Source organism: Bacillus sp. EB106-02-03-XG38, assembly GCF_058792175.1.
Window position 1 is genome coordinate 134,592 of the sequence record NZ_JBYTED010000004.1, and the last position, 7,618, is coordinate 142,209.

Below are 7,618 nucleotides of genomic sequence, written 5' to 3' on the forward strand. Positions count from 1 at the left end.
GTGAATTATTTTTTGAAATGGAGTTTTCCTGATTTTTCAGCAGACAGACAGAGGTTTTTTTTGATATGATAGGAAAAGTGATTTATCCCACTTTAATGGGCAGTAAGACCCCCACCTCAAAATTCAGCAAAGCAAAGAATTTAGGTGGGGGATCAACTGCCCATAAAAGTCCGATTGGTTCAACTAATAATCAGCGGGGGATGAAGAAAACCCCACTGATTAAAGTTTCACTTTATTATAAGTAGTATTTAATATCTATAACATTTGAAAGGTGTGCAAGACGTGAAGAAACAACTTGCAGGCTTGCCGGTACACGTTCATTTCGTAACAGAAATCCGTGAAGGGGCGAGAAAGGAAACCGTTGCTTTTGAAGCAAATGGTCAATACTATGTAAAAGGTCAAGGTACATACGTAACATTCCAAGAGCCGAACGAACAAGGCGAAGTGAAAACAATTATTAAAATTCAAGATGAACAAGTTCTCATTATGCGTTCAGGAGCTGTTTCTATGCGTCAGACGCATGTGAAAGGTGAATGGACAACTGGTACGTACACGAGTGAACTTGGTACGTTTGCATTGCAAACGAAAACTGATAACGTTCTTTTTAAATGGTCGGATGAAAAGAAAAAAGGACAACTTTTCTTAACGTACGCATTGCTTCTAAGTGAACAAGAAGCTGGCAGATATACAATTACACTTAATTTGAAGGAGGCAAAATAATGAATTCTTTAGAACAAGTAAAAGGATTGATTAAAGAAGAAATTCAAGCTGCTGTATTAAAGGCAGAATTAGCTACAGAAGAGCAGATTCCAAACGTTGTATTAGAATCTCCAAAAGATAAAACAAATGGTGACTTCTCTACAAATATGGCAATGCAACTTGCACGCGTTGCGAAAAAAGCACCTCGTATGATTGCAGAAGAATTAGTTGCAAACTTCGATAAAGCAAAAGCTTCTATTGAAAAAATTGAAATCGCAGGTCCTGGTTTCATTAACTTCTACATGGATAATAGCTACTTAACAGACTTAATCCCAACAATCGTTAATGCTGGTGAAGCTTACGGTGAAACGAATACTGGTAAAGGTGAAAAAGTACAAGTTGAGTTCGTATCTGCGAATCCAACAGGTGATCTTCACTTAGGGCATGCACGTGGTGCAGCAGTAGGTGACACTTTATGTAACCTATTAGCAAAAGCAGGATACGATGTATCTCGTGAGTACTACATCAATGACGCTGGTAACCAAATTCATAACTTAGCTCTTTCAGTTGAAGCTCGTTACATGCAAGCTTTAGGATTAGAGAAAGAAATGCCAGAAGACGGATACCATGGTGCGGACATCATTGGAATCGGTAAACGTTTAGCTGAAGAGTTTGGCGATCGTTATGCGAAAGCTGATGAAAAAGAAAGCTATGAATTCTACCGTGAGTACGGTCTAAAATATGAGTTAGCAAAACTTCAAAAAGACTTAGAAAGCTTCCGTGTTAAATTTGATGTATGGTTCTCAGAAACATCATTATACAAAAACGGAAAAATCGATCAAGCTCTTGCAGTATTAAAAGAGCGCGATGAGATCTTTGAAGAAGATGGAGCAACTTGGTTCCGTTCAATGACTTACGGCGACGATAAAAACCGTGTATTAATTAAAAACGATGGTTCTTACACATACTTAACGCCGGATATCGCGTACCACCGTGATAAATTAGAGCGTGGTTTCGATAAGTTAATCAACATTTGGGGTGCTGACCACCACGGTTACATTCCTCGTATGAAAGCTGCTATCCAAGCGCTAGGTTACGATAAAGAAACACTTGAAGTAGAAATCATCCAAATGGTACAACTGTATCAAAATGGTGAAAAAATGAAGATGAGTAAGCGTACAGGTAAAGCAGTTACACTTCGTGAGCTTATGGAAGAAGTAGGCGTGGACGCAATGCGTTACTTCTTCGCAATGCGTAGCGGTGATTCTCATTTAGATTTCGATATGGATTTAGCTGTATCAAAATCTAATGAAAACCCAGTATACTATGCACAATATGCACATGCTCGTGTATGCAGTATCCTTCGTCAAGGTGAAGAGTTAGGATTAGCTACAGGCGGAGATGTGAACTACAAACTTGTTACTTCTGAGAAAGAAGTAGAGTTACTGAAAAAACTTGGTGAATTCCCAGCAGTAGTTGCGGATGCAGCACAAAAACGTCTACCACACCGCATTACAAACTATGCATTTGAATTAGCAGCAGCATTACACAGCTTCTACAATGCAGAAAAAGTATTAAACCAAGATAACTTAGAATTAAGTAAAGCTCGCTATGAGTTAATGAAAGCAGTACGCACTACACTTCAAAACGCATTAGCAATCGTAGGAGTATCTGCACCAGAAAAAATGTAATTAGGAAAAGCGGAAGCGGCTTGTTTAGAATAGGAGGGGGATGGAGCTCCTGACAGAGAGGCGTACTTTGCCTCGGAGGAAGGCGCGAAGCCACCGAGTATTCTAGCCGCTGGAGCTGGACAATAAAGAAAAGCGGAGCCGACTTTCGCTTTCAGTAAAAGGCAATCACACGATGTTGTGATTGCTTTTTTTTTATGGAGATAATAGAAAAATAAAATTTTATCAAACAAAAGGGGAATTTGCGTCGTCTTATATAAATGACAGGAGGTTTCCAATGGAAGAAAAAGTAGAAGAATTAATTGATATATATAAGCAGCAAATATATTCCTTATGCTATAAATTAGCGAAAACGAAAGAAGATGCAGAAGATATTTTTCAAGAGACTTGGATAAAAGTTTTTTCCTCTAGGCACCAACTTTCTTACATAGAAAATTATAAAAAATGGATTACTACAATTTGTATTCGGACATTTTATGACTTTTATCATAAGAAGAAAAGGTGGAAAGATCGCGTATTGGATTTGTTTCATAAAGAGGATGGTGGAGAAATAGATTTCGCAGATGAAGTGAATATATCAGAAGAGTTTATTCAAAAAGTGGAAGCGGAAATGATACGGGAAGTTATACAGTTATTGAATGAAAAATATAAAACCGTGCTCGTACTCTACTATTATGAACAATACTCTTATAAAGAAATGAGTGAAATATTAAATATACCGATTGGTACGGTGAAATACCGTCTTAATTATGCGAAGAAGCAAATGCGGGAATATTTGGAGGGATTCATTTATGACGGAAGATAGGTTTGATCAGAAGATAAAAAGTAGCTTAGCGGGAGAGATGATTCCTAGTGCAGAGCTGCTAAACAATACGAAAAATGGTGTACGGAAGGCTCGGAAATTAGAGAAGAGATGGTTTGTTTTTATACATGTTATTTGGATTGTGTTATTAACAGTTGCCCTAGAACAATTTGTTGTACATTTAGATAATAAAATACCTATCATAATAGCAATTGTTATAGTGATGCACCTATACATTCCGATATATGTTGTTATACAGTCATTTTTAAAGAAGGAGTATAAATTATATGAAGGAATTCGTTAATTCAATTACTACATTTGAAACGGCTGGGATTATCATGTTATTGGCTTGTATATTACTTTTAATATGTGTTGCATCATGGGTGTATACTGACGCGAAAGCGCATGGAATAAGTAAGTGGTGGGGTGTTGTGGCAATTATAGTACCATTCTTTATTGGAGTATTGATATATATGTTAAGAAGAAACAAAAAGAAAGTAGACGGAGAACATAAGGTGACTAGTATGAAAAAACAAAAATTAACATTAGTCGCGATATTGGCAAGTACAATGTTTGTATTACTTAGTGGTTTTACTTTTGTGCAAACGTTAGATGACGCGTGGAGAGCTGGAGATATATATTTAGAAAATGAGGAGCAAGCAGAGACAAGTTATGAAGCGGAGTTTTCATCATGGGATATAGCGGGAAAAGACATTACCTTGCAGTATGATAAAGATACGACAGTAACGTTCTCTTATGAAACAGATGCGAAACGTGGTAATTTATGTTTTAGTCTCTATGAGGTACAAGGTGAAAAAATAGAGGAATTAAAAGAAGTATGTGAATCGAAAAAAGGTACTTTTACAGCTACTTTAAAAGCGAATCAAAAGTATACATTGAATATAAGTGGTGTGAAAGTAAAAGAAGGTTTTGTAAAAGTAGATTGGAAAGAGAAATAAAAGAGGCCTTGTAAAGGGCCTCTTTTCTATTGGATAGTATACGTAACAGAAAAACTAACAGGACTATAGTAAACGTAAGGTGCATGAAATTGAACATACATATTTCCAGCTGTTTTTGCAGTGAAAATTCTGCCGTAACCATCAGAATAACGGCCAATAAGTTTATGATTTGAGTCATAAACGCTGTAACTAGGAGTTTTGCTGTTAGGTTGAATTGTTAACTCTTGTCCCTTTTGAAGGAAAACAGGTTCTTGTTCAGAACTACTTCCAGTTTGCAAAGAATAAAATTTTGTAAAGCTTTGTTCTTGAGTGGCAGCAGCGACCTTTGTTTCAGGAATAAACGCAGTAGCACCAGTAATTCCTGCTAAAGTTAACGCACCGGCTAAAATCATTTTTTTCATAGTAGAAAAAGCCTCCTTATTAGTTGTAATCATTTTTGTTACAGTTAATATTGTATATGATAATGAGTAGGAGGAAATATGCTTTTATGCATATATGTATTTTCTCAATAAAAGACCACTGATTTTTATCAGTGGTCTTTTAAATAATTAAGCAGCTTTCTGTTCAGTTTGAGAAACAGGTTTTTGAAGGGTATTATAAACTCCTGTCCCGATAACTTCTAGTGCCATTTTCATACGTTCAGGTGAAATATTCTCAAATACGTTATCTTGAGGTGTGTGATATACCTTTTCGATATGATAGATTAATGGATTCCAACTATCGACACCCATCCAAATAAATAGGGCGGCAGGAATACCAACTTCAGCAAAAGGTACGTGATCACTAGAGCCGAATTTCCCTTGCAGTACGAGGTCATTATTTAATTGTTTACCTGCTTGTAAAGCCGCGTCTGTTACAAGGTTTGGAGAACCATTAGGCGTCATAGCATATAAATTCTTTGCTTTATCGTAATTTGTTGCAACCATGTCTGCGTTAAAGACACCTAAAATTTGATCGCGTTCTTTTTGGGAGAGACTATTAACATAATAATCGGAGCCAAGTAAGCCAGTCTCCTCAGAACCGAAAGCAATAAAGCGAATTTCTTTGTCAGTTTCTACATTTTGAAAAGCACGAGCTAACTCTAATACTAATCCTGTACCAGAAGCATTATCGTTTGCTCCAGGTGCTCCAACGACGCTATCATAGTGCGAACTTACAACGACAGCTTTTTCATTACCTGTACTATTTTTTGGTTTCTTTTTAGCGATGACATTTAGTGATGTTAAATTAGATTCATGTCTCGCTTTTAGGGAAAGAAGAGTTGTCCCTTTTTTAGCGATTTCTTCTTTAAATGCATTTCCTTGTGCATAAGCAAGGCCAAAGACAGGGATAGATTGCTTTTTCGTTAGGCGGGGATTGAACGTTTGTCCATAATTTCCGCGTCCGCCAATTAAACTGTATAAAAGGACACCTTTTGCTCCTTTACTAACAGCATTTTCGACTTGTTTATTATAGTCTGCAACTGTTGTTCCTCTTTCAAATAGAACAATTTTTCCGTTTACTTCATTTGGGATATCCTCTAATTTTGTCCCACCTTGAACAAAGATAAGAGGAGCTGTAACAGATTCTGTAGAAATTAGTGCGTTAGGGGCAGCGCCAGCTTGCCAATTACGCTTTGTAGATAATGGTGATTCAATAAATCCAACGTATTGATCCGGCACTTGAAATGGTTGATATTCTACTTCATAGCCCATTGATTTCAGTTGCATACCAACGTAGCGAGAAGCCCATTCTTCTGATTTTGTCCCACCAGGGCGAGGACCAATTGTTTCGGATAAGAAACGGATGTGTTCGATGGCGCGGCTTGCATCAACCTGTTTTGTGATAGGTGAAGTCTGTGTGATTTCTGACGTGGAATCAGCTTTGGCTTGTTCAATTGGAGCTAAGCTAACAGCGAGTGATACAGCAAGCAAAGAGCTTACTATTTTTTGTTTCAAAGATTTTTTCATTTTTTCCTCTCCTATTCTTCTATTCTCTCTGACTGACAAAAGAAGACGGATAACGACTTTATTTTACCGTCATCTTCATTTATTTTCAATATTCTGACATTGAGAAATAAAAAAACGCTATATGCATATTTGCATATTTTTGATGGAGATATGTATGCTATCATTTTAAATGAAGGTTGGCTTTCTACTTGGAAAGCTCCTACATTGCATGAATCTAGTGTACCCAAACTTTAGATTATGTAGAGAAAAGAATCCACTGTAGGGCTTCTTTTCTCATGTTTGAATCATGTGATGATAAATATGTTTCCGCATTTCATACTTATTATCAGTGATATATGTAAGGCATCCATATGAAAATACGAGGCTGTTCAAAGGTTTTCCGTACTTTTGGACAGCCTCACCCCGTTAAAAGAACGATACTCTATGTATCGTTCTTTTTTGTATAAAAAAACACCCAATCAAATGTTCACTTGATTGGGTGTGAAAAATTATTACTAATATTTTTTTCGTTTTGTAGCTAAAATACTTAACAATCCAGCTAGTAGAAGTACGATACCTACTGTTTGAGTAGGATCATTTTTGTGACCTGTATTTGGAAGTTCTTTCCCTTTATTTTGGTCATCTTGCTGTTTGTTTATTTGTGTTTCAGGTTTTTCTTTTTCTAGCTCTTCAGAAGTTCCTTTACCATGTGTTTCAGGATTTCCCTTTTCTAGTTCTTCAGAAGTTTCTTTCCCTGTTTCCTCTTCTTTATTAGGAGGAGTAATTGGTTTATCATCTCCACCTGATGAAGAATCGATTTTTTTATTTGAAACTGTAATTTGTAGTGGTGTAGCTTGAGCTTTTTCAATTGTAAAGTTTATTGGTGATGCATCTAATTGATAGCCCTCAGGAGCCTTTGTTTCCACTAATTGATAATTACCAGGTTTCAAATCATTTACGATTAATTTGCCATGCTCGTCTGTTTTTAAACCTTCTCTTACTACTTTTCCGTCTTGATCTAAAATATTGAAAATGGCACCTTCAAGTGTTCTATGGTCATCCATATCAACTTTAGTTAACTCCATTGAACCTGTTGTTAAACTATTTAGAGCTGTAACAGAAGTAACTTGAGATTGTCCTTTCGTAATTGTGAAAGGAATTGGCTTAGCGCTTAAATCGTATCCAGTAGGAGCTTTCGTTTCAACGAATTGATAGTCTCCTGGACGTAAATCAGAAACAGAAATTTTTCCATCTTTATCAGTAGTTAAGTCAGAACGAACATCATTGCCGCTCATATCAACAATTTTAAAGACAGCTCCTTCAAGAGTAGAGTTGTCAACGTCGTCGACTTTAGTTAATTCAACAGCGCCTTTCGTTAAGCTATTTTTAGCAGTAACAGAAGCTAGAGCCGTTTGACTCTTTTCAACAGTAAACTTGATAGGGTTTTGATTTAATTCGTAATGAGTAGGAGCTTTCGTTTCAACGAATTGATAGTCTCCTGGACGTAAATCAGAAACAGAAATTTTTCCATCTTTATCAGTA

The 7,618-nt window shown here is 36.5% G+C and carries 8 protein-coding genes; 5 read left to right on the forward strand and 3 right to left on the reverse strand.

Annotation, left to right across the window (positions count from 1 at the left end):
* Positions 1-282 precede the first annotated feature (282 nt).
* The 5 genes from AC3WTI_RS19450 (at position 283) to AC3WTI_RS19470 (ending at position 4,148) form a co-directional block, all read left to right on the forward strand.
* Complete coding sequence (locus tag AC3WTI_RS19450; RefSeq protein ID WP_000744345.1) at positions 283-720, forward strand: YwiB family protein; 438 nt, start codon at positions 283-285, stop codon at positions 718-720.
* Positions 720-2,390 (forward strand): arginine--tRNA ligase, encoded by a 1,671-nt coding sequence (argS, locus tag AC3WTI_RS19455; protein WP_001086455.1) that lies wholly within the window; start codon positions 720-722, stop codon positions 2,388-2,390. The genes AC3WTI_RS19450 and argS overlap by 1 nt, the downstream gene beginning before the upstream one ends.
* Before the next feature lie 274 nt (positions 2,391-2,664).
* Positions 2,665-3,192 carry an RNA polymerase sigma factor gene (locus AC3WTI_RS19460; protein WP_087959149.1) on the forward strand — a complete coding sequence of 176 codons (528 nt, stop codon included), beginning with the start codon at positions 2,665-2,667 and terminating at the stop codon, positions 3,190-3,192.
* The gene (locus tag AC3WTI_RS19465) at positions 3,179-3,493 is read left to right on the forward strand and encodes an anti-sigma factor (RefSeq protein WP_087959150.1); all 315 of its coding nucleotides are present in this window, start codon (positions 3,179-3,181) and stop codon (positions 3,491-3,493) included. The genes AC3WTI_RS19460 and AC3WTI_RS19465 overlap by 14 nt, the downstream gene beginning before the upstream one ends.
* Positions 3,477-4,148, forward strand: a complete 672-nt coding sequence (locus AC3WTI_RS19470; protein WP_087959151.1) for an anti-sigma factor — start codon at positions 3,477-3,479, stop codon at positions 4,146-4,148. The genes AC3WTI_RS19465 and AC3WTI_RS19470 overlap by 17 nt, the downstream gene beginning before the upstream one ends.
* A gap of 26 nt (positions 4,149-4,174) precedes the next feature.
* On the opposite strand, the gene AC3WTI_RS19475 is transcribed toward AC3WTI_RS19470, so the two are convergent.
* From AC3WTI_RS19475 to AC3WTI_RS19485, 3 genes are all read right to left on the reverse strand, one after another.
* The gene (locus AC3WTI_RS19475) at positions 4,175-4,549 is read right to left on the reverse strand and encodes a hypothetical protein (RefSeq protein ID WP_087959152.1); all 375 of its coding nucleotides are present in this window, start codon (positions 4,547-4,549) and stop codon (positions 4,175-4,177) included.
* Between the two features lie 147 nt (positions 4,550-4,696).
* On the reverse strand, positions 4,697-6,097 hold the full coding sequence (locus AC3WTI_RS19480; RefSeq protein WP_098904120.1) for a M28 family metallopeptidase: 1,401 nt from the start codon (positions 6,095-6,097) through the stop codon (positions 4,697-4,699).
* A 494-nt stretch (positions 6,098-6,591) separates the two neighbouring features.
* The coding region (locus tag AC3WTI_RS19485; RefSeq protein ID WP_492304388.1) for an MSCRAMM family protein at positions 6,592-7,618 on the reverse strand (1,027 nt) is incomplete at its 5' end.

Excerpts from the sequence above, each read along its gene's own strand:
- AC3WTI_RS19480 (WP_098904120.1), bottom strand. The coding sequence starts at position 6,097 with ATGAAAAAATCTTTGAAACAAAAAATAGTAAGCTCTTTGCTTGCTGTA.
- AC3WTI_RS19475 (WP_087959152.1), bottom strand. The coding sequence starts at position 4,549 with ATGAAAAAAATGATTTTAGCCGGTGCGTTAACTTTAGCAGGAATTACT.
- AC3WTI_RS19460 (WP_087959149.1), top strand. The coding sequence starts at position 2,665 with ATGGAAGAAAAAGTAGAAGAATTAATTGATATATATAAGCAGCAAATA.
- AC3WTI_RS19470 (WP_087959151.1), top strand. The coding sequence starts at position 3,477 with ATGAAGGAATTCGTTAATTCAATTACTACATTTGAAACGGCTGGGATT.
- argS (WP_001086455.1), top strand. The coding sequence starts at position 720 with ATGAATTCTTTAGAACAAGTAAAAGGATTGATTAAAGAAGAAATTCAA.
- AC3WTI_RS19465 (WP_087959150.1), top strand. The coding sequence starts at position 3,179 with ATGACGGAAGATAGGTTTGATCAGAAGATAAAAAGTAGCTTAGCGGGA.